The following is a 24,995-nucleotide window of genomic DNA, read 5'->3' as shown; positions in this document are numbered from 1 at the left end:
CGGGAGGTGGTCGGACGGTGCGCGGGCTGCGCTGCCTGGACGGCTCCGACCTCGCCGTCGTCCCGGTCGCCTCGCTCGACCGCGGCGGCAACCCGTTCGAGGTGACGCTGGAGCTGCGCCGCGACGGCGACTCGTTCGGCTCGGTGGGGGAGCGGTGCGGGTACTTCCTCGCCGACCTCGCCCGCCGCGTCGCCGAGGCCAGGACGGACGGCTCCGCGCAGGCCGCCCGCTGGCCCGACCCCGACGACCGGTTCCCCGACCCGTCCCCGGGCGACCCGTCCCGCGAGCCGGAGCTGTTCGCGTTCCGCTACCGTGACCGCGGCGACGTGATCAGCACCGGCGAGCTGCGCTGCGCGCTCCGCACGTCCTCGATCTGGCTCGGCGGGCAGCAGTCCGCCGCCGGACGGTGGCGGGTCGCGCGGCGGGCCGTCCTGGAGGCGTGGGGCGCGGGCGGGCGGGGCGTGCGCGCCGTGCTCACGTCCGCCGACCTCGCCCGGTTCCTCGCCGAGCTGCTGGCCCAGGCCGACCGGGAGGTCCCGGGCGGCGTGGGCGGGCGCCCGCCGCTCGGGGACGGGCCGGAGCAGGCCATTGCCCTCGGCCGAAGCATCCCTCGCGTTAGCCTGACATGACGGGAACGGCAGGAAAAGTGTCGCGGCCGGGCCATAATTGAGCGTTCTCCCGCCAGGGACGGTCGCTCGAAGGGAAGCCCATGGGGGTTCGGCGTACGGGAAGGCCGCGCGGCGGGATGGCACGAGCCCGGATGGCACGGGGCCGGATGTCCGGCTGGACGTCACGGAATGCGCGGCGGGACCGCGTGCGCCGCCGCCCGTCCGACGACGGCGGCCCGTTCGTCGCCGCGATCCGCCGCAGCGGGCCGTACGCGGCCGTCCGCGACGTCGTCTACCGCATGTACGAGCGGCGCGTCGAGAAGTCGCTGCCGACCGACGTCACCCCCCGGCACGTCGGCGTGATCCTGGACGGCAACCGCCGCTGGGCGCGGTCGATGGGCCTCGCCGACGTCAACTCCGGGCACCAGCGCGGCGCCCAGAAGATCTCCGAGCTGCTCCAGTGGAGCGCGGAGGCGGGGGTGGAGCATGTCACACTGTGGCTGCTGTCCACCGACAACCTGAACCGTCCGGCGGCGGAGCTCGACCCGCTGCTCGACATCATCGAGAACACCGTCCGCAAGCTCGCGGACGACGGCTGGCACGTGAAGCCCGTCGGCGCCCTCGACCTGCTGCCCGGCAAGACCGCCCGCGTCCTCAAGGACGCCGGCGAGGCGACATCGGACGCACCCGGTCTGATTGTGAACGTCGCCGTTGGGTATGGAGGTAGGCGTGAGATCGCTGATGCGGTGCGCTCACTGCTCATCGAGCAGGCGAGCCGGGGCACCAGCATCGAGGAACTCGCCGAGATCCTCGACGTGGAGCACATCGCGGAGCATCTCTACACGCGCGGCCAGCCCGACCCCGACCTGGTCATCCGCACCTCGGGGGAGCAGCGCCTCTCCGGCTTCATGCTCTGGCAGAGCGCGCACTCGGAGTTCTACTTCTGCGAGGTCCACTGGCCGGACTTCCGCAAGGTCGACTTCCTCCGGGCGATGCGCTCGTACGCCGCGCGGCACCGGCGCTACGGTTCCTGACGGCCGTTCCGCGGCCGCACCGCCCGCGCGGCGGACCTGCGCCACCGGCAGTTCCCCCATGACCAGGGAGATCGAGTGGCCACATCCTCCGCGCGCCGTCCCAGCCTGCCTGGGAACCCTCCCGGGACGGACGTCCCGGACCGGCGCACGTACGTCCTCGACACCAGCGTCCTGCTCGCCGACCCAGGGGCCGTGACCCGGTTCGCCGAGCACGAGGTCGTACTCCCCATCGTCGTCATATCCGAGCTGGAGGCGAAGCGGCACCACCCAGAGCTCGGATACTTCGCCCGGCAGGCCCTCCGCCTGCTGGACGACCTGCGCGTCCGGCACGGCCGGCTGGACGAGCCCGTCTCCGTGGAGGGCCCGGTCGGCGACCAGGGCGGAACGCTCCGGGTCGAGCTGAACCACTCCGACCCGACCGTCCTGCCGGACGGGTTCCGGCTCGGCGACAACGACACCCGGATCCTGTCGGTCGCGGCGTGGCTGGCGCGCGAGGGACGCGACGTCGTCCTCGTCTCCAAGGACCTGCCGATGCGGGTGAAGGCGTCCGCGGTGGGCCTCGCGGCCGAGGAGTACCGGGCGGAGCTCGCCGTCGTCGAGTCCGGCTGGACGGGCATGCGGGAGATCGAGGTCCCCGCCGCGCTCGTCGAGGAGCTGTACGAGACCGGGGCGACCGACATCGAGGAGGCCCGCGAGCTGCCCTGCCACACCGGGCTGCGGCTGCTGTCCGAGCGCGGCTCCGCCCTCGCCCGGACGCTGCCCGACAAGTCCGTGAAGCTGGTGCGCGGCGACCGGGAGACGTTCGGGCTGCGCGGCCGGTCCGCCGAGCAGCGGATCGCGCTCGACCTCCTGATGGACGACGACGTCGGCATCGTCTCGCTCGGCGGCCGCGCCGGGACGGGCAAGTCCGCCCTCGCGCTCTGCGCGGGCCTGGAGGCCGTGATGGAGCGGCGCAAGCACCGCAAGGTCGTGGTGTTCCGCCCCCTGTACGCGGTCGGCGGGCAGGAGCTCGGCTACCTGCCGGGCACCGAGAACGAGAAGATGTCGCCCTGGGCGCAGGCGGTGTACGACACCCTGTCGGCGGTCACCACTCCCGAGGTCATCGAAGAGGTAGTGGACCGTGACATGTTGGAGGTCCTGCCGCTCACCCACATCCGCGGCCGGTCGCTGCACGACGCCTTCGTGATCGTGGACGAGGCGCAGTCGCTGGAGCGCGGCGTGCTGCTGACCGTCCTGTCGCGGATCGGGGCGGGGTCGCGGGTCGTGCTGACCCACGACGTGGCGCAGCGCGACAACCTCCGGGTCGGGCGCCACGACGGGGTCGCCGCGGTGGTGGAGAAGCTGAAGGGCCATCCGCTGTTCGCGCACGTGACGCTGACGCGCTCGGAGCGGTCGCCGATCGCCGCGCTGGTCACCGACCTGCTCGGCGATGTCGGCTGACGGTCCGCGTCCGGATCCCGGCCGTCCGCGTCCGCGGGCGGCCGGGATCCGCGTTTCCGGGCATGCGCCTATTCCGCCACTTATCGTGATCATTCAGCCTCATGGCGTGCCTTTGTGATGAAGGTCACAGATTACCGGCCGAGCGCGGAGATCCCCTGGTCTGGTCGCGGTTTCGGCGCCCGGTCCGGCGAGTTGACAAACGTCCCGGCGGAAGCATTTGTCTCGTTTCGGTTGCGGAGCCTCCCACGGCCTCGGGCATTGTGTCTCCCCGTAAGCACCCCCGAGCGGTGCCGGGCCGGAGCGCGTCCCCTCGAACGAACGCGCGCGACGGGCGGGCGCCGGCCCTGCTCCGGAGCCGCCCCGCGGCGGACCGGACCGGGGGTGAGGCATCTCGTGCGCGTGTCCATGCGCGTGCGACCGTCGGAAGGACCGCCTTGTACGGAGACCGTCCCGGGTCCCCTAGGCGAGACGATCGACAGAGCTTCGACCCCGCGGAGCCGTGGCGGGCCGCGGCTCCCTCCCCGACTTCCGACCAGGCGCGGCACCCGTCCGAGGCGCCCCTGGTCTCCCAGGCGCAGCCCGCCGCCCAGGACACCCTCGCCGCACCGGTCGCCCCGCACGAGGACGACGTCAAGGTCGCCGGCGAGCGCCCCCGGACCGGCGGCCCGACCCCGGGCGGCACGTTCGGCTTCGAGGCCGAGCCGCTCGGCGCGGCCGGGGCCGACGACCGCGACGAGATCACGTCCCGCGGACCGGCGCCGCGCCGCGCGGGCCGCTCGGGCCAGGGCGGCGGCGCGGGCCGGCGCAACGGCGTGCGGATCGCCGCGATCGCGGCGGGCGCCGCGGTCGTGCTCGGCGCCGCGACCGCCGGCGCGCTCGCGCTGACCGGCGGCGGCTCCGACGACGGCACGCAGACCGTCAAGCCGACCAAGCAGCTCGCCGACGCGGCGGCGCCGAAGGTCGACCCGAAGGTGCTGGAGGAGCAGCGGCGGCAGCTCGCCCTGGAACGCGCCTCCCGCGAGACGCGCGAGGACGGCGGCAAGGGCCCGTCCCTGCTGCCGAAGGGCGAGCCGCTCCCCACCAAGACGCCGAAGCCGGGCGGCGGCGACGGCGGAGGCGGAGGCGGCGGGCCGACCGGCGACCCCGTCCCGGCGGGCGAGGCGCAGCGGATCGCGAAGGGCCTCCTGCCGGGCTACGGGTTCGGCGGCTCCGGCCAGTTCGGCTGCCTCGTGAACCTGTGGAACAGGGAGAGCGGCTGGAACACCCACGCCGCGAACCCGTCCGGCGCGTACGGCATCCCGCAGGCGCTGCCCGGCTCGAAGATGGCGAGCGCCGGGCCCGACTGGCAGAACAACGCCACCACGCAGATCAAGTGGGGCCTCGGCTACATCAAGAGCCGCTACAAGACGCCGTGCGGCGGATGGTCGCACTTCCAGTCGGCAGGCTGGTACTAAACCCGGGAGACGTCGTTCAGGCGCTCGGCGGCCGGGTCATCCGGAGCACGTCGAGCGCCTCGTCCAACTGCTCGACGGTCAGCTTCCCCTCGTCGACGTAGCCGCGTTCCAGGACGACCTCGCGGATCGTCCTGCGCTCCCGCAGCGCCTGCTTGGCGACCTTGGCCGCCTCCTCGTACCCGATGTACCGGTTGAGCGGCGTCACGATCGACGGGGACGACTCGGCGTACTCGCGCAGCCGCTCCACGTCGGCCTCGACGCCGTCCACGCAGCGGTCGGCGAGGAGCCGCGAGGCGTTCGCCAGCAGGGTGATCGACTCCAGCACGTTGCGGGCCAGCATCGGCAGCATCACGTTCAGCTCGAAGCTGCCGGCCGCCCCGCCGAACGCGATCGCCGCGTCGTTCCCGACGACCTGCGCGGCGACCTGCGCCACCGCCTCCGGGATCACCGGGTTCACCTTGCCCGGCATGATCGACGACCCGGGCTGCAGGTCGGGCAGCCGGATCTCGCCGAGCCCGGCCCGCGGCCCCGACCCCATCCAGCGCAGATCGTTGGCGATCTTGGTGAGGCTCACCGCGACGGTGCGGAGCGCGCCGCTCGTCTCGACGAGGCCGTCCCGGGCGCCCTGCGCCTCGAAGTGGTCGCGGGCCTCGGTCAGCGGCAGCCCCGTCTCCCGGACGATCTCCGCGATGACGCGCGCCGCGAAGCCCGGCGGCGTGTTGACGCCGGTGCCGACCGCCGTCCCGCCGAGGGGCAGCTCCGCGAGCCGCGGCAGGACGGCCTCCAGCCGCTCCACCCCGCGCGCGACCTGCGCCGCGTAGCCGCCGAACTCCTGGCCGAGCGTGACGGGCGTCGCGTCCATCAGGTGGGTGCGGCCGGACTTCACCACGGTCGCGAACTCGTCCGCCTTGCGGGCCAGCGCTGCCTGGAGATGGCGCAGCGCGGGCGTCAGCTCGTTCAGGACGGACCAGGTCGCCGCGATGTGGATGGACGATGGGAACACGTCGTTGGACGACTGAGAGGCGTTCACGTGGTCGTTCGGATGGACCGGACGGCCGAGCCGCTCCTCCGCCAGCGTCGCCACGACCTCGTTCGCGTTCATGTTGGACGACGTCCCCGACCCGGTCTGGAACACGTCGACGGGGAACTGGTCGTCCCACCGGTTGTCCGCGACCTCGCGGGCGGCCTCGGCGATCGCCGCCGCGACGTCCGCGTCCAGCACGCCGAGCTCGGCGTTCACGACCGCCGCCGCGGCCTTGATCCGGCCGAGCGCGGCGATGTGCGCCGACTCCAGCGTCCGCCCGGACACCGGGAAGTTCTGCACGGCGCGCTGCGTCTGCGCCCGCCACTTCGCCGCCGCCGGGACCCGGACCTCGCCCATCGAGTCGCGCTCGACCCGGAACTCCTGCTCGTCCATGGAAGCCTCCCGTAGCGTCCACCGCCGTCCTTCATGGCAGCCAGGCGGGTGGCTCACGCATTCCCCGGGGTGAGGCGGCTCACTCCCCGCCCGTCACAGCCCGCCCGTCACTGCTTGTTGAGGGCGTAGTTCCGGCGCTCGCCGGGGGTGCCGAGCGGCTTCCGCAGGCCGTTGACCCAGACGTCGCAGGCGGACGCGTCGTAGATGACGGCGTTGATCCGGGGCTGGTCGTACTGGCGCGCCTCGCTCTCGCGGAGGGTCTCGTCGCTGAGCACGGGGCCGTCCGGGACCGATACGAAAATCTTGCACGCCGAGTTGCGGGCCCGGACGACCAGCGTGCTGGTGGCGACGCCGGCCGGGACGTCCTGCACGCCGCCCGCCGGGCTCGACGCCTCGGTCGGCGACGGCCCCGGGCTCTCCCGCATCATCCCGACGATCAGCGCGGTGGCGCCGATCCCGCAGGACGCGACGGTCGCGCTGACGAGCCCGATCACGACCGCCACCCGGTAGCGGGGCGTCGGCGGGCGCCGTCCGGTCCGCGGACCGGCGAGGGCACGCTCCAGACGGTCGACGGCGCGGGCGTGGCTGAGCCTGCGCGTCGGGTTCTTCTCCAGCAGCCCGGTCACGACCGACGTGAGCGCGCCCGCGTTCTGCGGGGCCGGCGTCGACTCGTTCGCGAGCGCGCTGAGCGTCGCCATCACGTTCTCGCGCTCGAACGGCGGGCGGCCCTCCAGCGCGGCGTACATCGTCGCGCCGAGGGACCACAGGTCGGAGCGCGGGGTGGCCTTCTCCCCGGCGGCGACCTCGGGCGCCACGTACGCGGGCGAGCCCATGAAGTGGCCCGTCTTCGTCAGGCTCGCCGAGCCGGACGAGAACGCGAGCCCGAAGTCGGTGAGGACGACGCGGTCGCCGTCCAGCAGCACGTTGCTCGGCTTGAGGTCGCGGTGCACGATCCCGGCCTTGTGCGCGGTGCTGAGGGCGTCCAGCAGGGCGCGGCCGATGTGCGCGACCCGCTCGGGCGGCAGCGGGCCCGAGCGCTCGATGAGCTGCTCGAGGCTGGGCGCCTCGATCATCTCCATCACGATCCAGGGCCGGCCCTGCTCGATGACCACGTCGTACACCTCGACGATGGAGTGCGTGCGCAGCTGCGCGGGCGCGCGCGCCTCCCGGAGGGTGCGGCGGTAGAAGACCACCCGGTCGTTCTCGGAGAGGTTCTCGGGGAGCCGCAGCTCCTTGATCGCCACGGCGCGATCGAGGAGCTCGTCGTGCCCTCTCCACACGGTGCCGTTGGCACCCTGACCTATCTCCGAGACCAGCCGGTAGCGCGTCGCTAGAACGAGGCGCTCTGACTGTGACATGGCGGAAAAGATACCGGAGTGGCCAGGCGGTCAGCGGGGAGACCTCATGACCGACTTGGATTTCCGGCCGATAAAGTGATCTACCAGCAAGAAACCATCAGCGGTGGTCAAGCCGGAAGTCCCGGGCCGCGATTTCGGGCGTCCCGCCAGGGAGTTCGGCGCCTTCCGTCAGCGCCGTCCGTCAGCGCCGTCCGTCAGCGCCTTCCGATGGTGAGGACGGGGCCGGTGGTGTCGGCGAAGAAGTCCTCGCCCTTGTCGTCCACGACGATGAAGGCGGGGAAGTCCTCGACCTCGATCTTCCAGACGGCCTCCATGCCGAGTTCCGCGTACTCCAGGACGTCCACCTTCTTGATGCAGTCCTGGGCGAGGCGGGCGGCGGGGCCGCCGATGGAGCCGAGGTAGAAGCCGCCGTGCTCCTTGCAGGCGTCCGTGACCTGCTTGGACCGGTTGCCCTTCGCCAGCATGACGAGCGAGCCGCCCGCCGCCTGGAACTGCTCGACGTAGGAGTCCATGCGCCCGGCGGTGGTGGGGCCGAACGAGCCGGACGCGTAGCCCTCGGGCGTCTTGGCCGGTCCCGCGTAGTAGACGGCGTGGTCGCGCAGGTATTGCGGCATGGGCTCGCCCGCGTCCAGCCGCTCCTTGATCTTGGCGTGCGCGATGTCGCGGGCCACGACCAGCGGGCCGGTCAGCGACAGCCGGGTCTTGACCGGGTAGCGGGTCAGCTCGGCGCGGATCTCGTCCATCGGGCGGTTCAGGTCGATCCGGACGACCTCGTCGTTGAGGTGCTCGTCGGTCGTGTCCGGGAGGTACTGGGCGGGGTCGGTCTCCAGCCGCTCCAGGAACACCCCGTCCGCGGTGATCTTGGCGAGCGCCTGCCGGTCGGCGCTGCACGACACCGCGATCGCCACCGGGCAGGACGCCCCGTGCCGCGGCAGCCTGATCACCCGGACGTCGTGGCAGAAGTACTTGCCGCCGAACTGCGCGCCGATGCCGAGCTTCTGCGTCAGCTCGAACACCTGGAGCTCCAGCTCCAGGTCGCGGAAGCCGTGCCCGAGCGGGGAGCCGCCGGTCGGCAGCGTGTCGAGGTAGTGGGCCGAGGCGTACTTGGCGGTCTTCAGCGCGTACTCGGCGGACGTCCCGCCCACCACGATCGCCAGGTGGTACGGCGGGCAGGCGGCGGTGCCGAGGGAGCGGATCTTCTCCTCAAGGAACGTCAGCATCCGCTTCGGGTTCAGGACGGCCTTCGTCTCCTGGTACAGGAACGACTTGTTCGCGCTGCCGCCGCCCTTGGCCATGAACAGGAACTTGTAGGCGCCGCCCGGGGCCGCGTACAGCTCGATCTGCGCGGGGAGGTTGCTGCCGGTGTTCTTCTCGTCCCACATGGACAGCGGCGCCATCTGGGAGTAGCGCAGGTTCAGCTTCGTGTAGGCGTCGTAGACGCCGCGCGAGAGGTGCTTCTCGTCGTCGCCGTCCGTCAGGACGTGCTGGCCGCGCTTGCCCATCACGATCGCGGTCCCGGTGTCCTGGCACATGGGCAGGACGCCGCCGGACGCGATGCCCGCGTTCTTCAGCAGGTCGAGCGCGACGAACCGGTCGTTCGGGGACGCCTCGGGGTCGTCCAGGATGCGGCGGAGCTGGGCCAGGTGCGCGGGGCGCAGCAGGTGCGCGATGTCGCGCATCGCCGTCTCGGTCAGCAGCCGCAGGGCCTCCGGCTCGACCTGGAGGAACGTCCGCCCGCCCGCCTCGAACGCGGAGACCCCGTCGGAGGTGAGCAGCCGGTAGTCGGTCTCGTCCGGGCCGAGCGGCAGCAGGTCGGTGTGGGCGAACTCAGGCATCTCAGACAGTTCCTCGCGCGATCGACGTGTCAGGAGGGTATGGGCTCACAGGTTACGGGCTGGGGCGGCGCCTGCTCACGGGGGCCGTGCCGGTCGCGGCGGGCGCGCAGGCCGACGACCACGCCCGCCGCGACCAGCGCGGCGCCGGTCAGGTCCGCCGGGCCCGGCCGGCCGAGGCCGAGCGCGACCGTGGTGACCACCGCGCTGATCGGGATGAGGCCCGCGAACAGCCCGGCGCGGTCGGCTCCGAGCCGTCCGATGGAGCCGTACCAGAGCAGGAACGCGACCGTCGTGACGACCACCGACAGGTAGCCGAAGCCCGCCAGCTCGGCACCGGTGGGGACGCGGAGGACGGACGTCCCGTCCGCGACCAGGCCGACCGCGAGCAGCATCGGCGCGGCCAGCGCGGACGAGTAGGCCGAGACCCGCAGCGGCCCGAGCCGCGGCAGCAGCGGGACGGCCAGCAGCGAGAAGCACACCTCGCCCGCGAGCGCGCCCAGCGACAGCAGCAGCCCGCGCACGCTGCCGCCGCCGGACCCGGTGGCGAGCGCGGCCCCGGCCGCCACCACGCACGCCGACAGGACGAGCGCGGGCGACGGCCGCCGCCCCTCCAGCAGCGGCCCGGCCAGCGCGAGGACGATCGGCACCGCCGCGATCACGGTGCCGATGGTGGCGGGGCTCGTGTCCCTGGTGGCGGCGACGATGCAGACGTTGAAGGCGACGAGGCCCGTCCCGGCGAGCGCGGCGAGCAGCAGCCAGTCCCGGAGCGCCGGGCGCCGGTGCCGCCCGCCGGTGAACCGCGCCACCGCGAGCAGGATCAGCGCCGCGACCGCGTACCTGGCGGCCTGCCCGCCGAAGACCGGGTAGTCCGAGATCGTCGCGGAGACGGCGGTCAGCGTCCCGACGAGGAACATCGCCGTCCCGGCGCCCGCCATGCCGCGTCTGTTCGCAGTGTTCATGGAAGAGAACGCTAGAAGGCGGTTGGTCCATGAAGAAGGGCCAATGGAGGCGTGCGAAAGTGGACCAAATACCGTGTGGTGACGCGCGCACTCCGTCTTGACGCTGAGAGTCATGTGACCGACCTTCATCTCCCCCTCGACCGGACCGCGGGGCGGCTCGCGGCCCAGATCGCCGCGGGCTTCCGCGCGGCCGTCCGGTCCGGCCGGCTGACCGCCGGGACCCGGCTGCCGTCGAGCCGCGACCTGGCGCGCGACCTGGACGTCTCGCGCGGCGTCGTCGTCGCCGCCTACGAGCAGCTCACCGCCGAGGGGTTCCTGGTCGCGCGGCGCGGGGACGGCACCCGCGTCGCGCCGCTGGCCCGCCCGGACGAGGCCCGGTCCGCGCCGAAGCGCGTCCGGCACCCGTCGTGCGACACCGCCCCGGAGCCCGAGGTCCAGTACGACCTGTGGCCGAGCAAGCCCGACCTGTCGGCGTTCCCCCGGGAGCGGTGGATCGCCGCCGCCCGCTCAGCGCTGCGCACGCTGCCGCACGACGCGCTGACCTACCCGGACCCGGGCGGCGTCGGCGTGCTGCGCGCCGAGCTCGCCGGGTACCTCGGCCGGGTCCGCGCGGCGCACGCCGACCCGTCCCGCGTGGTGATCATGAACGGGGTGGCGCACGGGCTGTCCGCGCTGCTCCGGCTGCTGCGCGCCACCGGGCACACGATCCTCGCGGTCGAGGACCCGACGAGCGACCGGCAGCTGCCGATGCTGGAGGCGTCCGGGCTGCGGCTCGTCCGCGTCCCCGTGGACGGCGACGGGCTGGACGTCGCCGCGCTCGCCCGGACCGGGGCGCGGGCCGTGCTCGTCACGCCCGCGCACCAGTTCCCGACCGGGGTCGTGCTGTCGGCGCCCCGGCGGGCGCAGCTCATCGCCTGGGCGCGCGACGTGGACGGGCTCGTCGTGGAGGACGACTACGACGCCGAGTTCCGCTACGACCGCGAGCCCGTCGGCTGCCTCCAGGGCGTCGACCCGGACCGGGTCGTGCTGCTCGGCTCGGTGAGCAAGTCGCTGGCCCCGGCGCTGCGCCTCGGCTGGGCGGTCGCGCCGCCGCGGGTGGCCGAGCGGCTCACCGCGCACCGCGGCGTGACCGACCTCGGCGCGCCCGTCCTGGAGCAGTACGCGCTCGCCGAGTTCCTCAGGTCGGGCGGCTACGACCGGCATCTGCGCACCATGCGGCGCCGCTACCGGGCCCGGCGGGACGCGCTGGCCGACGCGCTCGCCGTCCACCTCCCGGACGCGGCGGTTCGCGGCGTGTCGGCGGGTATCCACCTCTACGTGGAACTGCCCGCCGGGTGCGACGAGGAGGCCGTCGTCGACGCCGCGCTGCGCGCCGGGGTGTCGGTGGCGGGCGCGCGTTCGACGTGGTCGCACGGCCGGGCGGAGGGCGCGGCGCCCGCGCTCGTGCTCGGCTACGCGCGGCTGTCGGAGAGCCGCCTGGTCAAGGCCGCGCAACTGCTGGGTCAAGCGGTTGCGGGCGGTGCTCGGGGGTAGGAACAGCATCCCCGGTGTAGGAGGTATGCATGAGTCTGGAAGAGGCCGCGCGGCAGCTCAAGATGGCCGGCCACGACGCGCAGGTGGCCTTCGACTGCGTCGGCCTGGGCGACCTCGAAAGGGCGCAGGAGCACGCCGTCACGCTGCGGGCGGCGGCCGACGCCGCCGAGGTGGCGCTGAGCCGCGCACTGACCGACCTGACGCCGGAAGAGGCCCAGGCCGAGGGCGAACGCGCGATCAAAGCCCTCGAAGACGCCTGACCGCTCCCAGGAGGGCCCCCGCTCGCGCCCAGGCGCGGCCGGGGGCTCGCTTTCGTCTTCGGGAGTCGTGCTCGGGCGACGGTGCTCGGGCGACGGTGCTCGGGCGACGGTGCTCGGGTGGCCGGGCTCAGGCGTCCGGGCTCGGCTCAGGCGACGGGGCGCTCCATCGCGGGGGCGTCGGGCCGCGCGCCCTTCACCGGGTCCGGGGCGAAGCCCTTCGCCGTCGCGAACACGACCAGGACCAGCGCCGCCGGGACGACGAACGCGATCCGCAGCCCGTGGTCGGCGCTGAGCGGCGCGATCGCCCCGACCACGGCCGCGCCCAGCACGAACCCGACGTAGTTGAAGATGTTGACGCGGGCGACCGCCACGCCGAGGCCGGTCGGGTCGACCCGTCCGGCGGCGGAGAAGGACACCGGGGCGATCACGCTCAGCCCGAGCCCCGCGACCGCGAACGCGGCGATCGCGACGGCGGCGTTCGGCGCCGCGACCACGCCGGCCATCCCGGCGAGCCCCACCGCCCCGCCGAGCCGGACGACCCGCACCGCCCCCGACCGCCGGACGGCGAGGTCCGCGACCGCCCGGCTGGCCACCATCGTGACCTGGTAGGCGACGTAGCCGAGCGGCGCGACCCAGTCGCTCGCGGACAGCTCGTCGTCCAGGTACTTGGCGCCGTAGCTGGAGATCGCGGAGTCGGCGAGGTAGGCGACGGCCATCGCCGCGCCGACGACGAGGATCGGCCGCCACGGCACCCGCCGCCCGGCCGCCTTCAGCTCGGCGGCGGTCGGCCCGTCGCCCTCCTCGGCGCGCCGGTAGAGCACGCGGCCGGTGGCGAGGGACCCGGCGACCCCCGCCGCGGCGGCGATCGCGAAACCGGCGAACAGCGGCAGGTCGATCTTGTTGGTGAGGGACGCCCACAGCCCGCCGAGGATCCCGGCGACGCTCCACACCGCGTAGAAGCCGGTGATCAGGCTGACCCCGTACCGCCGCTCGACCGCGACGGCCTGCGCGTTCATGGAGGCGTCCACCGCCCCGACGAACAGCCCGAACGCCGCGACCGCCAGGTAGAGGGCCAGGTCGCTGTCGCCGGTGAGGCCGATCAGGGCGATCGTGACGGCGACCGCGGGCTGGGACGCGCGCAGCACCGGACCGCTGCCGAACCGCGCGAACAGCGCCCCGGACGCGACGCTGCCCACCCCGGCGATCAGCGGCACCATCAGCAGCACCAGCGAGAGGGTCGCGTCGCTGAGGTGGTGCGAATCCTGGATCCGCGGCACCTGCGTGACGAGCGAGGCGAAACAGAGCCCCTGGACGGCGAACGCCGCGTACGCGGCGAACCGGGCCCGGCGGTCCCGCTCGGTGACCGCCCGGCCCGTACGGCTGCCCTCGCTCATGCGGCCCTGCCTTCCTGGGGGCGCCCCCAGACCCCCGAGGCGGGGCGGCATGATCCTCGCTTCGCCGAGGCCGTGCCACCCCTGCCACGCAATGTGAATAAGTTTCGCGTCAGCGTAGGGACAGGTCGGGCCACCGGTCAACGGCCCGGCCGGGACCGGTCCACGGGCGTCAGGCGATGAGCCGCCTGCGCATCCCGCGGACGGCGATCGCCCACATCAGCGCCGCGAACGCGATGAGCCCGCCGAGATGCCCGAGGTCGGCCAGCGGGTCGAGCCCGAACACCGCGTCCCGGACCAGCTCCACGCAGTGGTAGAGCGGGTTGAGGTAGGAGACCTTCTGCGCCCAGTCCGGCAGCGAGTCGATCGGGAAGAACGTTCCAGCGATCAGGAACAGCGGCGTCACGACCCCGGTGATCACGTAGTCGAACGAGTTGATCGACGGGACGACCGACGACGTCCACATGCCGAACAGCCCGAAGCCGAGCGCGGTGAAGAACGTCACGAACGGGACGAGCAGCATCCCCGGCGCCGGGTCGAGGCCGAAGAACATGCCGACGACGATCGGCGTGCACGAGTACACCGCCGACTTCGCCGCGATCCACAGCGCCTCGCCCGTGACTAGCTCGTGGACGTCCACCGGCGCGGCCAGCATCCCGTCGTAGGTGTGCTGGAACACGCGCCTGATGTAGCCGTTGAACATCCCCGGGAACACCGAGGTGAACAGCGCGGCCGTGCCGACGACGCCGGTCGCGACGAAGTCCAGGTACCGGTAGTTCCCGATCACCGCGACCATCGAGCCGAACCCGTAGCCGAACGCGAGCAGGAAGAACGTCGGCTCCACCATCGAGGCGAACGACTGCGACTTCCAGTACCGCTTGTAGAGGGCCAGCTCGTGCCGCCAGATGCCCCGCACCGGCGCCATCTCGAACCGCCGCAACCGCGGCGCCCGCTCAGCCTGGACGCTCATTCCCGCTCCCTACAGGGGGACGACCCCCGCGCCCCCCGGTTCGCTTCGCTCATTCCTGCTCCCTGCGAGGGGACGACCCCCCGCGCCCCCCGGTTCGCTTCGCTCATTCCTGCTCCCTGCGAGGGGACGACCCCCCGCGCCCCCCGGTTCGCTTCGCTCATTCCACGCGCTCCCCAGTAAGCACCACGAACACGTCCTCCAGGTTGGCGGCGCGGCGGACGCCGTCCGGGCCCAGTTCGTCCTCCAGGGACGGCGGGATCGTCTCGGCCTTCAGCACCGACACCGACGGGCCGGTGCGGCGGGTCGGCAGCCCGGACTCGCGCGCCAGCCGCTCCACCTCCGTCAGCCGGTCCGGCGGCCCGTAGTGCTCGACGACGCGGTCGCCCGCGTACTCGGCGACGAGGTCGGCGGGCGAGCCCCGGGCGATCACCCGGCCGTGCGACATCAGCGCGCACTCGTCCGCCAGCCGCTCCGCCTCCTCGATGTAGTGCGTGGACATTAGGACGGTCGTGCCGCGCGCCCGCAGCCCGTCGATCAGGCCCCACAGCTCGGCCCGGACCTGCGGGTCGAGGCCGACGGTCGGCTCGTCCAGCAGCACCAGGGCGGGACGGTGCACGAGCCCCCGCGCGATCAGCAGCCGCCGCCGCATGCCGCCGGACAGGTCGTCCACCTTCGTGAGCTGCCGCCCGGTCAGGTGCGCGATCTCCAGCGCGTCGTCGACGGCCTGCCGCCGCATCCCGCGCGGCACCCGGTACAGGTGCGCAAACACCTCCAGGTTCTCGCGGGCCGTCAGCTCCTCGTCGAGGTTGTCCTGCTGCGGGACGACGCCCATCGCCGCCCGCGCCCGCTTCGACTCGCGCGGGACCCGGAAGCCGAGCACCTCGATCTCGCCCTCGTCGGCGATGGCCTGGGCGGTCAGCATCTTCATCGTGGTCGACTTGCCGGCGCCGTTCGGGCCGAGCAGCCCGAGGCAGACGCCGGTGGGGACCCTCAGGTCCAGCCCGTCCACGGCGGTGAAGTCGCCGAACCGTTTCACCACGCCGCGGAGGCTGATCGCCGCCGCGCCGGAGCTCGCCCGGGCAGCGGCGATCCGCGTACGTTGCAAGGTCATGCCCCCACATTAGGAAAATTCGTTGACATAACCCCACCCGTTTTCCGGTGGGGCTCCCGCCCGGTGCGGGGGCTAACCTTCTGGTGTGCCCCACCCCGATGACCGGTCCCGCCCCGCGGCGGGGAAGGCGACGCCCGTGCGCGACCTGCGCGCGTCCGACGCCGACCGGGACCGGGTCGCCGCCGTCCTCGGCGAGGCCCTCGCGGACGGCAGGCTCACCGCCGACGAGCACGCCGACCGCGCCGGCCGCGCCTTCGCCGCCCGCACGCTGGGCGAGCTGACCGGGCTCACCGCCGACCTCATCCCGGCGGAGGCGCAGCCCATCCTGGTGGACGACCGCCCCGTCTCGGTCTTCTTCGGACGCACCCGCCGCGACGGGCGCTGGGTCGTCCCCGTGAAGCTCCCCCTCCTCGCCCTGTTCGGAACGGTCGAGCTCGACCTGCGCGAGGCCGTCCTGCAGCGCCGCCACATCGTGGTCGACTCCCTCGTGCTCGGCGGGCGGATCAGGCTGCTCGTCCCGGACGGCGTCCGCGTGGACGTCACCGGCCGCACCATCCTCAGCACCCGCGACCTGCGCGCCCGCCCGGCGGCCGAGGGCCCGACGATCGAGGTCGGCGGCACGCTGATCTTCGGCTCGGTGCGGGTCCGGACGCCGAGGCGGACGCTGCGCTCGCGCGTCAGGGGCCGCCTCGGCCGCGGCCGCTAGCCGCCGCGTCCCCGGCCTTACACGGCGGTGTCGAAGTTGATGGCGCTGTAGGCGCGCAGCTTGCCGAGCTGGTGCTCGCTGGAGATCGTCCGGATCGTGCCGCTGCGGGAGCGCATCACCAGCGAGTGCGTGACCGCCGTGCCCTTGCTGTACCGGACGCCGTCGACCAGCTCCCCGTCGGTGATGCCGGTCGCGGCGAAGAACACGTCGTCCGAGGTCACGAGGTCGTCGGTGGTCAGGACGCGGCCGAGGTCGTGGCCCGCGTCCGCCGCCTTGCGGCGCTCGGCGTCGTCCTGCGGCCACAACCGGCCCTGGATGACCCCGCCGAGCGCCTTGATCGCGCACGCCGCGATGATGCCCTCGGGAGTGCCGCCGATGCCGAGCAGCAGGTCCACGCCGGTGCCGGGCCGGGACGCCATGATCGCGCCCGCGACGTCGCCGTCCAGGATGAACTTGATCCGCGCGCCCGCCTCCCGGACCTCCTTGACGATGCCCTCGTGGCGCGGGCGGTCCAGGATGCAGACGGTCACGTCGTTCGCCGAGGAGCCCTTGGCGCGGGCGATCGCGCGGATGTTGTCGGCGATCGGGCGCTCGATGTCGACGGCGTCCGCCGCCTCCGGGCCGGTCACGAGCTTCTCCATGTAGAACACCGCGGACGGGTCGAACATCGACCCGCGCGGCGCCACCGACAGCACCGCGATCGCGTTGCTCATGCCGAGCGCGGTCAGCCGCGTCCCGTCCACGGGGTCGACCGCGACGTCGCACTCGGCGCCGGAGCCGTCCCCGACCTCCTCGCCGTTGTAGAGCATGGGCGCGTTGTCCTTCTCGCCCTCGCCGATCACGACGACGCCCCGCATGGACACCGTGTTGATCAGCTGCCGCATGGCGTTCACGGCGGCCCCGTCCGCGCCGTTCTTGTCGCCCCGCCCGACCCAGCGGGCCGCGGCCATCGCGGCGGCCTCGGTGACCCGGACCAGCTCCATCGCCAGGTTGCGGTCCGGCGCCGCGGGCTCGGTCGTGAGGGGGGACAAGACGCCGGTCTCCTCGGCGGGGGCGGAGACGGCGCCGGCGGACGCGGCGGCGGAGGCGGGGTTCGACACGGCGCCGGAGGCGGGGTCGGGGGCGGGGTTGGACACGTCTGGCATGGCGGCGCGGCCCTTTCGGTCGGTGGTCAGTCGGATTCTCCGTGGGCCGGACGTCCGGCAACAAATTGGACCAGACCAGCCGTACCGCGCCACGTACCGGCACGGATGGCCACGTACGGCCCCGAGACGGATTTGACGGTCGCCCGGGCAAGGGATCGTTTCCCCCTGGGAGAGGGCGTAATCTCAGGCATCATGAGCAGCCACATCGACGTGCCGTCCGGTGAGGTGACGCGGAACGGGGACGCGGCGACCGCCGACACCCCCGCGCGCACCTCCGACCGCGGGGCGGCCACGCGCGGCGCCCTGCTGGCCGCGGCCCGGGACGTCTTCTGCGAGTCGGGCTTCGCCCAGGCCGCGGTGACCGACATCGTCGCCCGCGCCGGCGCGAGCGTCGGCAGCCTGTACCACCACTTCAACGGCAAGGCCGACCTGTACCTGACGCTGTTCGAGGAGTTCCAGGCGGGGCAGCAGGAGCGCACCCGCAAGGCGATCAGCGCCGTCCGGGAGGCGGGCGAGACCGACCCGATGCGGCAGTTCATCGCGGGCGCGGGCGCCTACCTCGACGGGTGCCTGGAGCAGCGGCACGTGTCCCGGCTGTTCATCTCGGGCGACGGCCCGCCCGGCTTCGACCGGGTCATGCGGCAGCGGCTCGGCAAGTGGGCGCGCCGCAACGCCGCCCTGTTCCACACCGCCGACGGCGGCGTGGACGAGGCCCTGGTCATGGTGCTGACCGGCGCGATGGCGGGCGCGGTCTCGGAGATCTCCCTGATGGACGACGAGGACGCCGCGCGCCGCCTCGCCGACGAGATCATGGCCATCGTCGGGACGATCAGGAACCCCCGTACGGGGCAGCGCTGACCGTGCGGGATGCTGGAGGGGTGACCGACAAGACCCCGTCCTCCGTCCCGGACGCCGCGACCGACGCCGCCGACGCGGCCGACGCGCCGCCGCCGGAGGGCGCGTCCGGCGGGCGTCCCGTGGTCGAGGTGAGCCCGGCCGTGCACAAGCGGCTGACCACCGGGCTCGGCGGCTTCGCGATGGCGATGGGCGCGTGCCTGGTGCTCGTCTTCGCGATCTACCTGATCGCGCCGCGGAGCGAGAGCGAGGTCGAGCCGGTCGTCGACTACGGCTCGCAGCTCTGGGCGATGCGCGGCGACGCGCCGTACACGGTGCACGCGCCGGAGGGGCTGCCGCCGGGGTGGCGTCCGACCAGCTCCCGGCTGACCGGGCTCGGCTCCGGCGCGAAGGGGCCCGTCGCCTGGCACCTCGGGTTCGTGACGCCGAGCGACGAGTACGCGGCGCTGGAGCAGAGCAACGAGAAGGCGTCCGAGTTCGTCCCGCGCATGGCGAACAGCAGCAAGCCGACCGGGACGCGGACGGTGAACGGCGTCGCGTGGACGACGTACCTGAACAAGGGCAAGAAGGCCAACACCCTCGCCCGCACCCTCCCGGACGGGACGAGCCTCGTCGTCACCGGCACCGCGTCCTACGCGGAGCTGGCGGTCCTGGCGGGCGCGCTCAAGCCGCAGGCCAAGACCGGCGGCCTCACCCCGTCGGCGACGGCGACACCGCGCTCCTAGACGGGCGCCGGGGCTCCTAGAAGGGGGCCGGGGCGTCGCCGTTCTCCGGACGGTCCAGCGCCGCGGCGAGCCGCGCCCGCGCGCCCTCCAGCCACTCCTCGCAGACGGTCGCGAGCCGCTCGCCCCGCTCCCACAGCGCGAGGGACTCCTCCAGCGTCAGCCCGCCCGCCTCCAGCCGCCTGACGACGTCAGCCAGCTCGTCCCGCGCCTGCTCGTACGACGGCTTCTCCGCCGTCCCCTTGTCCTCGGCCACCCGACCCACCCTATGGCTCCCCGCGCTCGGCCACGGTGACTCCGAGGCGGCCTCCGGCGAGCCGGACGTGCAGCGCCTCGCCGTCCTTGACCTCGGCGGGCTCCCGCACGACCGAGGCGTCCTCCCGCTGGACGATCGCGTACCCGCGCTCCAGCGTCGCGGCGGGGGACAGGGCGAGCAGCCGCGCGCGGGTGTGCGACAGCTCGTCCCCGGCCCGGTCGAGCGCGCCGGACAGGCACCGCCGCGCCCGGTCGCGCAGCGCCGCGACCTGCTCGGACTGCCGCTCGACCTCGCGCACCGGGTCGGCCAGCGCGGGCCGCGACCGGACCGCCGCGAGCCACGCCAGCTCCCGCTCGACGGCCCCGGACAGGCAGCGCCGCCCCCGGTCCCGCAGCTGCCGGACGAGCTGGAGCTGCTCCCGCACGTCCGGGACGGTCTTCTTCGCCGCGTCCGTCGGGGTGGACGCCCGCACGTCCGCGACAAGGTCGAGGATGGGGGAGTCCTGCTCGTGGCCGATCGCACTGACCACCGGAGTACGGGCGGCGGCGACCGCGCGGACGAGCGCCTCGTCCGAGAAGGGCAGCAGGTCCTCCATGGCGCCGCCGCCGCGCGCGATGACGATCACGTCGACCTCGGGGTCGGCGTCGAGCGCGCGCAGCGCCTCCATCACCTCGCCGACCGCGTACGTGCCCTGCACGGCGGTGTTCTCCACCCGGAACGCGACGGCGGGCCACCGCCGCCGCGCGTTCTGCAGGACGTCGTGCTCGGCGTCGGAGTCGCGCCCGCAGATCAGCCCGATCTTGCCGGGCAGGAACGGGAGCGGCCGCTTGCGCTCCGGCCGGAACAGGCCCTCCGCGGCCAGCACGCCCTTGAGCCGCTCCAGCCGGGCCAGCAGCTCGCCGACGCCGACCGGGCGGACCTCCAGGACGCTGAGCGAGAACGTCCCGCGGTTGATCCAGAAGTCGGGCTTGGCGTGCACGACCACGCGGGCGCCGTCGGCGACGGCGGGCCCGGCCGCCTCGAACACGGCGCGCGGCCCGACGAGGCGCACCGACATGTTGGCCACGGGGTCGCGGAGCGTGACATAGACCGTGCCGCCGCGGGCGTTGAGATCGGTGATCTGGCCCTCGACCCAGATGCGGCCGAGCTTGCCGATCCAGCCGCTCACCGCCTGCAGGACCGTCCGCACCGGGACGGGGGATTCGGCCGTGGTCTCCATCGCCATGCGGGCAGCCTACGGTGCGCGCCGTGACCGGGCGCGCCATGATCCGGTGTGACGGAGGAGACACGCCTCCGGCCGCCAAAGCTTAGACACGCTAACTTAGACTCGCTAAGTAATTCGAGGAGAGGGTCACGTGACCGCATCCGAACACGACCTCGCCGAACAGCTCAACCGGCTGCTCCGGGACGTCGTGCTGATGCTCAGGCGGGCCAACGCGGACCAGCCGATCACCAGCCAGCAGCTGTCCGTACTCGGCTCCCTGGAGCACGGACCGCGCCGGATGACCGAGCTGGCCGCCGAGCACGGCGTCCGGCTGCCGACCATGACCGCGCAGATCAACCGGCTCGAACGCGACGCCCTGATCGCGCGCGGCCGGGACGGCGCCGACGCCCGCGTCGTCACCGTCCGGCTGACCGGCGCGGGACGCGAGCGGCTCGCCGAGGGCCGGGAACGCCGGATCGGCTTCCTCGCGGACCGGTTCGCGAACCTGACGGACGCGGAGCATGCGGCGGTCGTCGAAGCGCTGCCCGCCCTGCGCAAGCTCCTCGGCCCACCCTGATCTCTTGACGGAGGTGTCCATGCACGCGAGGCCAGCGGCGACGGCGGAGAGCGCCCCCGTCAGGGGCGGCGGCATCCTCAGACAGCCGATGTCGGTATGGGCGACCGCGTTCGCCGCGGTCGTCGCCTTCATGGGAATCGGGCTGGTCGACCCCATCCTGCCCGCGATCGCCGCGAACCTGGACGCCTCGCCCAGCCAGGTGTCCCTGCTGTTCACCAGCTACTTCCTGATCACCGCCGTGGCCATGCTGATCACCGGCTGGGCGGCCAGCCGGATCGGCGGCAAGCGGACGCTGCTGATCGGGCTCTCGCTCGTCGTCGTGTTCGCCACGCTGTCCGGGACGTCCGACACGGTCGGGCAGCTCGTCGGCTTCCGCGCCGGATGGGGCCTCGGCAACGCCCTGTTCGTGGCCACTGCCCTTGCCGTCATCGTCGGCGCGGCGTCGGGTGGCGCGGAGTCGGCGATCATCCTGTACGAGGCGGCGCTCGGGCTCGGCATCTCGCTCGGGCCGCTCGCCGGGGCGCTGCTCGGCGACATGAACTGGCGCTTCCCGTTCTTCGGCACCGCGATCCTGATGGCGGCCGGGTTCCTGCTGATCGCCACGCTCCTCAAGCCCACGCCGAAACCCGCGCGGAAGACGCGGCTGAGCGCGCCGATCAGGGCGCTCGCGCACGGCGGGCTGTCCACGACCGCGTTCACGGCGCTGTTCTACAACTACGCCTTCTTCACGGTGCTGGCGTTCACGCCGTTCGTCCTCGGGATGGGCGCGCACGGCATCGGGCTCGTGTTCTTCGGCTGGGGCGTGATGGTCGCGCTGGCGTCGGTGTTCGGCGCGCCGTTCCTGCAGCGGCGGTTCGGGACCGTCCGGGTCATGTACCTGGCGCTCGGGCTGCTGACCGTGTTCCAGCTCGGGCTCGCCGTCCTCGGGCACGACGGGATCATCGTCTGCACGATCCTGTCCGGGATCCCGATCGGGCTGAACAACACGGCGTTCACCGAGGCCGCCATGGAGGTCTCCGACAGCCCGCGGCCGGTCGCGTCCGCCGGGTACAACTTCGTCCGCTGGATGGGCGGCGCCCTCGCCCCCTACATCGCGACGAAGCTCGCCGAGAAGGTCAACGCGGACGTCCCGTACTTCGTCGGCGCCGCCTGCTGCGCGGTCGCGATCGGGATCCTCGCCGTGCGCCGCCGCCACCTGGACGCCCTGGAGCGGGTCGACATCGACCACGCCTTCCAGGACGCTCCGGCCACGGCCTGACCCTCGTCCACGCGAAAGCCCTGGGACGCTCCGTCCCAGGGCTTTGCGCTTTTCGCTTGTGCCGCTCAGCCGTGGCCGTTCAGTTTCGCGATGCGGCGCTCGTACATGCGGACGACGTCCTCGCGGGCGGCGTGCTCGCGCTCGTACTCGCGCAGCAGCCTCACCTGGTCGGCGGACAGGCCGCGCAGGCGCGCACGGAGCTGCGGCAGCGTGGCGTTGTCGTAGTCGGGCACCGGCAGCTTCGCCGCCTCGCCTCCGCCCTTCGCCTTCCCGGCGGCCTTGCCCTCCGCCTTCGTCCCGCTCCCGGCCGCCTTGGGCTTGTCGGCGGCCTTCGGAGCCTCGGCGGGCTTCGGCTTGTCGGCGGCGGGCTTGGGCTCGGTGGTGTCGGCTGGCTTGGGGGACGGGGTGGGCTCGGCCTGCGGCGCGGGCTCCGGCTTCGGCCCGGCGGGCTCCGGGGACGGCGCGGGCTTCGCGTGGTGCCTGCCCAGCGCGCCGGGCTTCGCGGGCTTCGGCGGCGGGCCGGGACGGGCGTGCTTCGGCGTGTGCCGCGTTCCGGCCGTCCCGCCGGCCTCGGCGCCGCCGCCGGGCTTGCCCACCGAGATCTCGTCCGTGGACGGGGCGGGACGCGGCTTCGGCCGCGCGGGCGGCTCCGCGACCTTGGCGCGCGGCGCGGACGCGGGCTCCGGCTCCGGCTCAGGCTCCGGCTCGCGCTCGTCGCCGCGGACGCGCTCCACCACGCGCCCGACCACCTTCTCGGCCGTGCCCTGGACGTCGTCCCGCAGCCGGTCGAGCACCGGGCGGACGCCGCCGCCCTCGGTGATCTCCTTGTAGTCGCGGGTGACCCGGTCGCCGAGCAGGAGCGCCCGGCCGACCCCGAACATCGCGAGCCGGACGGCGTGCAGCGGGAGGTCGCGGACCTGCTCGCCCACCGTGTCCTGGAGCTGCTCCTTGAGGCGGCGCGGCGATCTCGTCATCGTCTTTCCTCTTCCTTGCCGTGCTGAGCACCGGGTCGGGTCGTGCGCCGGGTCACGCGGCATCTCTCGTCGACGTTCACTCTGCCCCATGGGTGCGATGGCGGTCACCCCGGGGTTAATGGATTTGTGTCCAAAAGCGGCGTGCGGTGGGTCACACGGCGGGCGCACCGGCCGCCCGGCGGTCGCCCCGGTCCGGGACACGTCCTCACAAAACCGCTGGAACCGCCCGCCAGGCTGCGGCAACGGCGGCGGACGCCCGTGTCCACCCTACGTCCCGTGCCGCGCGAAGCCCGTGAGGCGACTCGTACGATGGGGGCATGACCGCGAACAGCCAGCGCCGTGTCCTGCTCGCCAAGCCGCGTGGTTACTGCGCGGGCGTCGACCGCGCCGTGCAGGCGGTCGAGATCGCCCTGGAGAAGTACGGGGCCCCGATCTACGTCCGCAAGCAGATCGTGCACAACGTCCACGTCGTGAAGACGCTGGAGGAGCGCGGCGCCGTCTTCGTGGACGAGACCGAGGAGGTCCCCGAGGGCGCCATCGTGGTGTTCTCCGCGCACGGCGTGGCGCCCGTCGTGCACGAGGAGGCCCAGGGCCTCAACCTCCGGACGATCGACGCGACCTGCCCGCTGGTCACGAAGGTCCACAAGGAGGCGGTCCGGTTCGCCGCCCAGGGCTACGACATCCTGCTCATCGGGCACGAAGGGCACGAGGAGGTCATCGGCACCACCGGCGAGGCCCCCGACCACATCCACCTCGTGGACGGCCCGGACGACGTCGCCAACGTGCACGTCCGCGACCCCGAGAAGGTCGCGTGGCTGTCGCAGACCACCCTGTCCGTCGACGAGACGATCGCCACCGTCGAGAAGCTGCGCGAGCGGTTCCCCAACCTGACCGACCCGCCGTCCGACGACATCTGCTACGCCACGCAGAACCGGCAGACCGCGGTGAAGGAGATGGCGGCGCGGTCCCAGCTCGTCATCGTGGTGGGCTCGACGAACTCGTCCAACTCGGTGCGGCTGGTCGAGGTGGCCAAGGAGCACGGCGCCGACGACGCCTACCTGGTCGACTACGCCGAGCAGATCGACCCGGCCTGGCTGGACGGCGTCACGACGGTCGGCGTCACGAGCGGCGCGTCCGTCCCGGACGAGCTGGTCCAGGACGTCCTGGCGTGGCTGGCGGAGCGCGGGTTCGGCGAGGCGGAGGAGATCGAGTCCGTCCAGGAGAGCATGCGCTTCTCGCTGCCCAAGGAGCTCCGCAAGGACCTGCGCATCACGCCGGTCTAGACCCCGCTGAGCCAGTCGACTGCCGGGCTAGTCGACGTCGCCGTGGTGGAGGCGGCGGCGGTCCTGGCCCGTGCCGGGGGACTCGTCCCACCGGACGGGGTTCTCGTTCTCCTCCTTCTCGAAGAGGCGGAACCCGGCGAGCTTCTCCCGCAGGTCGCGGATGTTCGTCCGCAGCCCGCGGGCCAGGCAGACGACCACGACGAGGACCGTCCCGAAGAACAGCCACGGCGCGGTGGCCGCGAGCGCCGTGAGCACCCCGACCGTGACGCCGCGCAGCAGGGACCCGTCGCCCACGGTGTCGGCGAAGACGACCAGGACCGTGGCGCCGAAGAACACCAGCGGCGGGCTCACGACCAGGGTGAGCAGGTCGGCCGGACGGGTGGCGAACGCGGCCAGCGCGCAGCCCACCGCGAACCCGGCCCCGGCGAGCAGCGGCACGCCGAGCCAGCGGGACAGCAGCCCGCACACGACGCCCGCGGCGAACATGACGACGATCCCGCCGCGCCCGGTGAGGGCGATCGGGCCGCCCGCCGAGACGGCCGCGGCGCGGGCCCGCCGCGGCGATCCGGAGGCGCCGCGCTCACGTCCCACTGAACCCCCTGGAGCCGGCGATGCGCCGCCGGGCGCGCCGCGTACCGTGGTCGA

The 24,995-nt window shown here is 73.4% G+C and carries 24 protein-coding genes; 12 read left to right on the top strand and 12 right to left on the bottom strand.

Features of this window, described 5'->3' with window-relative positions; translation table 11 throughout:
• The first annotated feature begins 17 nt into the window (after positions 1–17).
• The 4 genes from FXF68_RS15985 to FXF68_RS43055 all read left to right on the top strand — a co-directional run bounded on the left by FXF68_RS15985 (position 18) and on the right by FXF68_RS43055 (position 4,536).
• Positions 18–629: a hypothetical protein gene (locus FXF68_RS15985; protein ID WP_246178730.1), complete on the top strand. Its 612-nt coding sequence runs from the start codon at positions 18–20 to the stop codon at positions 627–629.
• Positions 630–760: 131 nt separating this feature from the next.
• Entirely contained in the window at positions 761–1,642 is an 882-nt protein-coding gene (locus tag FXF68_RS15980; RefSeq protein WP_281292212.1) for an isoprenyl transferase, read from the top strand.
• Positions 1,643–1,717: 75 nt separating this feature from the next.
• Positions 1,718–3,082 carry an RNA 5'-3' helicase PhoH2 gene (gene phoH2 / locus FXF68_RS15975; RefSeq protein WP_148759888.1) on the top strand — a complete coding sequence of 455 codons (1,365 nt, stop codon included), beginning with the start codon at positions 1,718–1,720 and terminating at the stop codon, positions 3,080–3,082.
• Between the two features lie 434 nt (positions 3,083–3,516).
• A complete protein-coding gene (locus FXF68_RS43055; RefSeq protein WP_222869958.1) occupies positions 3,517–4,536 on the top strand; it encodes a lytic transglycosylase domain-containing protein in 1,020 nt (339 codons plus the stop codon).
• Positions 4,537–4,552: 16 nt separating this feature from the next.
• Here the strand turns inward: FXF68_RS43055 and FXF68_RS15965 are convergent, their stop codons facing one another.
• The 4 genes from FXF68_RS15965 to FXF68_RS15950 all read right to left on the bottom strand — a co-directional run bounded on the left by FXF68_RS15965 (position 4,553) and on the right by FXF68_RS15950 (position 10,105).
• Positions 4,553–5,953 (bottom strand): class II fumarate hydratase, encoded by a 1,401-nt coding sequence (locus tag FXF68_RS15965; protein ID WP_148759886.1) that lies wholly within the window; start codon positions 5,951–5,953, stop codon positions 4,553–4,555.
• Between the two features lie 107 nt (positions 5,954–6,060).
• Complete coding sequence (locus tag FXF68_RS15960) at positions 6,061–7,311, bottom strand: serine/threonine-protein kinase (protein WP_148759884.1); 1,251 nt, start codon at positions 7,309–7,311, stop codon at positions 6,061–6,063.
• 194 nt (positions 7,312–7,505) lie between these two features.
• On the bottom strand, positions 7,506–9,146 hold the full coding sequence (locus FXF68_RS15955; RefSeq protein ID WP_148759882.1) for a fumarate hydratase: 1,641 nt from the start codon (positions 9,144–9,146) through the stop codon (positions 7,506–7,508).
• A 29-nt stretch (positions 9,147–9,175) separates the two neighbouring features.
• The gene (locus FXF68_RS15950; protein WP_148759880.1) at positions 9,176–10,105 is read right to left on the bottom strand and encodes a DMT family transporter; all 930 of its coding nucleotides are present in this window, start codon (positions 10,103–10,105) and stop codon (positions 9,176–9,178) included.
• A gap of 114 nt (positions 10,106–10,219) precedes the next feature.
• Between FXF68_RS15950 and pdxR the strand changes: the two genes are divergently transcribed.
• A complete protein-coding gene (pdxR, locus tag FXF68_RS15945) occupies positions 10,220–11,638 on the top strand; it encodes a MocR-like pyridoxine biosynthesis transcription factor PdxR (protein WP_148759878.1) in 1,419 nt (472 codons plus the stop codon).
• A 29-nt stretch (positions 11,639–11,667) separates the two neighbouring features.
• The gene (locus FXF68_RS15940; protein WP_148759876.1) at positions 11,668–11,898 is read left to right on the top strand and encodes a hypothetical protein; all 231 of its coding nucleotides are present in this window, start codon (positions 11,668–11,670) and stop codon (positions 11,896–11,898) included.
• A 146-nt stretch (positions 11,899–12,044) separates the two neighbouring features.
• Here FXF68_RS15940 and FXF68_RS15935 read toward each other — a convergent pair whose 3' ends face one another.
• From FXF68_RS15935 to FXF68_RS15925, 3 genes are all read right to left on the bottom strand, one after another.
• A complete protein-coding gene (locus tag FXF68_RS15935; protein WP_148759874.1) occupies positions 12,045–13,292 on the bottom strand; it encodes an MFS transporter in 1,248 nt (415 codons plus the stop codon).
• A 169-nt stretch (positions 13,293–13,461) separates the two neighbouring features.
• Positions 13,462–14,259, bottom strand: coding sequence for an ABC transporter permease (locus FXF68_RS15930; RefSeq protein WP_148759872.1), 798 nt, complete (start codon positions 14,257–14,259; stop codon positions 13,462–13,464).
• Positions 14,260–14,416: 157 nt separating this feature from the next.
• Complete coding sequence (locus FXF68_RS15925) at positions 14,417–15,370, bottom strand: ABC transporter ATP-binding protein (RefSeq protein ID WP_187437948.1); 954 nt, start codon at positions 15,368–15,370, stop codon at positions 14,417–14,419.
• Between the two features lie 85 nt (positions 15,371–15,455).
• Here FXF68_RS15925 and FXF68_RS15920 point away from each other — a divergent pair, with 85 nt between their 5' ends.
• Positions 15,456–16,076 (top strand): DUF1707 SHOCT-like domain-containing protein, encoded by a 621-nt coding sequence (locus FXF68_RS15920; RefSeq protein WP_148759870.1) that lies wholly within the window; start codon positions 15,456–15,458, stop codon positions 16,074–16,076.
• A gap of 17 nt (positions 16,077–16,093) precedes the next feature.
• On the opposite strand, the gene glpX is transcribed toward FXF68_RS15920, so the two are convergent.
• Positions 16,094–17,059, bottom strand: coding sequence for a class II fructose-bisphosphatase (glpX, locus tag FXF68_RS15915; RefSeq protein WP_222870000.1), 966 nt, complete (start codon positions 17,057–17,059; stop codon positions 16,094–16,096).
• Positions 17,060–17,413: 354 nt separating this feature from the next.
• Between glpX and FXF68_RS15905 the strand changes: the two genes are divergently transcribed.
• Positions 17,414–18,079 (top strand): TetR/AcrR family transcriptional regulator, encoded by a 666-nt coding sequence (locus tag FXF68_RS15905; protein WP_148759868.1) that lies wholly within the window; start codon positions 17,414–17,416, stop codon positions 18,077–18,079.
• A gap of 20 nt (positions 18,080–18,099) precedes the next feature.
• Positions 18,100–18,801: a DUF4245 domain-containing protein gene (locus FXF68_RS15900; protein ID WP_148759866.1), complete on the top strand. Its 702-nt coding sequence runs from the start codon at positions 18,100–18,102 to the stop codon at positions 18,799–18,801.
• Between the two features lie 16 nt (positions 18,802–18,817).
• Here FXF68_RS15900 and FXF68_RS15895 read toward each other — a convergent pair whose 3' ends face one another.
• On the bottom strand, positions 18,818–19,054 hold the full coding sequence (locus FXF68_RS15895; protein WP_222868631.1) for an exodeoxyribonuclease VII small subunit: 237 nt from the start codon (positions 19,052–19,054) through the stop codon (positions 18,818–18,820).
• A gap of 10 nt (positions 19,055–19,064) precedes the next feature.
• On the bottom strand, positions 19,065–20,279 hold the full coding sequence (xseA, locus tag FXF68_RS15890) for an exodeoxyribonuclease VII large subunit (RefSeq protein WP_148759864.1): 1,215 nt from the start codon (positions 20,277–20,279) through the stop codon (positions 19,065–19,067).
• A 130-nt stretch (positions 20,280–20,409) separates the two neighbouring features.
• Here xseA and FXF68_RS15885 point away from each other — a divergent pair, with 130 nt between their 5' ends.
• The gene (locus FXF68_RS15885) at positions 20,410–20,835 is read left to right on the top strand and encodes a MarR family winged helix-turn-helix transcriptional regulator (RefSeq protein ID WP_246178729.1); all 426 of its coding nucleotides are present in this window, start codon (positions 20,410–20,412) and stop codon (positions 20,833–20,835) included.
• A gap of 19 nt (positions 20,836–20,854) precedes the next feature.
• On the top strand, positions 20,855–22,093 hold the full coding sequence (locus FXF68_RS15880; protein WP_148759862.1) for an MFS transporter: 1,239 nt from the start codon (positions 20,855–20,857) through the stop codon (positions 22,091–22,093).
• 65 nt (positions 22,094–22,158) lie between these two features.
• On the opposite strand, the gene FXF68_RS15875 is transcribed toward FXF68_RS15880, so the two are convergent.
• Positions 22,159–23,067: a DUF8129 domain-containing protein gene (locus tag FXF68_RS15875; protein WP_148759860.1), complete on the bottom strand. Its 909-nt coding sequence runs from the start codon at positions 23,065–23,067 to the stop codon at positions 22,159–22,161.
• A gap of 317 nt (positions 23,068–23,384) precedes the next feature.
• Here FXF68_RS15875 and FXF68_RS15870 point away from each other — a divergent pair, with 317 nt between their 5' ends.
• Positions 23,385–24,350: a 4-hydroxy-3-methylbut-2-enyl diphosphate reductase gene (locus FXF68_RS15870; RefSeq protein ID WP_148759858.1), complete on the top strand. Its 966-nt coding sequence runs from the start codon at positions 23,385–23,387 to the stop codon at positions 24,348–24,350.
• A gap of 27 nt (positions 24,351–24,377) precedes the next feature.
• On the opposite strand, the gene FXF68_RS15865 is transcribed toward FXF68_RS15870, so the two are convergent.
• Entirely contained in the window at positions 24,378–24,941 is a 564-nt protein-coding gene (locus tag FXF68_RS15865) for a DUF6542 domain-containing protein (RefSeq protein WP_246178728.1), read from the bottom strand.
• Positions 24,942–24,995 lie beyond the last annotated feature (54 nt).

The sequence above is a fragment of the Actinomadura decatromicini genome (genome assembly GCF_008121305.1).
In the GTDB taxonomy this organism is placed as follows: domain Bacteria; phylum Actinomycetota; class Actinomycetes; order Streptosporangiales; family Streptosporangiaceae; genus Spirillospora; species Spirillospora syzygii.
Note: the sequence above shows the minus strand (reverse complement) of the source record. Positions and strands in the feature narration are given on the sequence as shown.